Below are 1,680 nucleotides of genomic sequence, written 5' to 3'. Positions count from 1 at the left end.
CAACTCATAGGTATGAGTATCCTGGTATACACAGATCATTATTATGGGCATTAAAAGCCGTAATATTTTACTTACAAAAAGAAAATTCAGTTTATAGTTTTAGAAAAATTTCATCAGGATATAGGTGTTATGATCGAAATCTTCAAACAAATAGACGAACTACAAACCATAAAGGAAAGGCTTTAGATATACATTTTAATAAAAATGGTGTCAGGACAAGATCATGTAATGATATGAATAAATTACGCAAAGAAATATTTAATAAATATTTAGGAGCAAAATGGGATTGGTTAGCTGGTCAAGAAAATATGTTTAACTTAGAATCGTCTGATATTGGAGCAACAAGTTGGGTACATTATGATGTAAGAGAGTTTGATCAAATTTATTTAAAAGATGAATATTTCTGTAAAGATTCTGCAACGTTAAATGGTAAGCCATTGGCTTCATTATTGTAAAAAATAGCTAATGGATAATTTTAGGATATATTATGATAAATAACTATATAATTTATTTAGTATTCGGTGTAATTCCTTTTTTTGCTTATGCACAAGAACCCCCTATTCAACAAAATAATAAAAATCCCTGTTTTGAAAAAAGCACAGACACTTTACCATTAAATAAAGCACATAAAAATGTGTCATATAACTTAGCCAATAATGACAATTGTAAGATTGAGAATTTTGATTTTGGACATTGTGACAAGGAATTTCGCTATTTATCATTACCATCAAAAAATGGTATCGATATGGTATTGGTGCCAATGGATTGTGGTGATTTTCCTTACAGACTTTATTTATTGACAATAAAAGATCATCAAATCCATTCAAAATTATACGTTGAAGGTGAATGGTACGAACCAGGAAATAATGAAAATCTAATTGAAAAAACATATTTTACTATCTCAAAGGATTTTATCATTACCGTTACAACAGAATATGATAATAATTTAACAATTAAGCATTATTATTTAAATCAAGATGGATACCTTAAAGAAAAAACCAACAATAATTAAATACATTTTATTTTTATCATTCCTGAATTTTATTACGTCATCAGTCATAGTTGATGAAAAAATCTTCGGATAATTGGCGAATTATTTATGGTTTGTGCTAAATGTTACTTTGCTGAGTGCAGATTCTGAGCCTGTAAATGATGAGTTTTTTTTATACTATCCGTTGTATGCTTAAAAATAAACTATACTGGATAGAATCGAGTAAGGTATTACACCTTAATGGACAAGATGAGCTAATTGCTTTAAACATAAATTGGTTAAAAATTTAGGAAATTAATAACATGTTTGGATTTCATCTTTATATAATTAAAAAAAATATATCGTTAGCAAAAACTATTTGTTTATTATATATTTTTTTAAATTTTTCATATGTCCATGCAAAAGATATTAATCAAGCTTATTGGATTTTGGATAAATATATAGAAAATGATGCTCTAATGAACAAAAATGATTATAACTCCGATTATTTGAACAATCTACGAGTTAAACTAATTGATAATATCATTTATATTAATAATAATCAGTATAATGTTAGCGTACATAGTGTAAATACCCCAAACTTAGTACAAGATTCAAGTAGAAAATCATGCTGTTTGTTTTAGTGTTTTATACTCAATCGGCGTCATGTTATTTAATGCCTCATGCGGTCTTTCGGTGTTATAAATCGT

Annotated in this window: 2 protein-coding genes and 1 pseudogene; 2 read left to right on the top strand and 1 reads right to left on the bottom strand. The window is 27.1% G+C overall.

Annotated elements, in window-relative coordinates:
• Both A9G24_RS12820 and A9G24_RS05860 read left to right on the top strand, forming a co-directional pair.
• Positions 1-455 (top strand): annotated as a pseudogene (locus A9G24_RS12820) (peptidoglycan-binding protein); the annotation flags it as partial.
• Between the two features lie 32 nt (positions 456-487).
• Entirely contained in the window at positions 488-1,012 is a 525-nt protein-coding gene (locus A9G24_RS05860; protein ID WP_081303097.1) for a hypothetical protein, read from the top strand.
• 584 nt (positions 1,013-1,596) lie between these two features.
• Here A9G24_RS05860 and A9G24_RS13330 read toward each other — a convergent pair.
• Positions 1,597-1,677, bottom strand: a complete 81-nt coding sequence (locus A9G24_RS13330; RefSeq protein ID WP_442902743.1) for an integrase core domain-containing protein — start codon at positions 1,675-1,677, stop codon at positions 1,597-1,599.
• Between the last annotated feature and the right edge of the window lie 3 nt (positions 1,678-1,680).

Origin of the sequence: Gilliamella sp. App6-5, from assembly GCF_001690525.1 — a bacterium.
In the GTDB taxonomy this organism is placed as follows: Bacteria; Pseudomonadota; Gammaproteobacteria; order Enterobacterales; family Orbaceae; genus Gilliamella; species Gilliamella apicola_H.
This window is presented reverse-complemented; position numbering and strand designations above follow the sequence as displayed.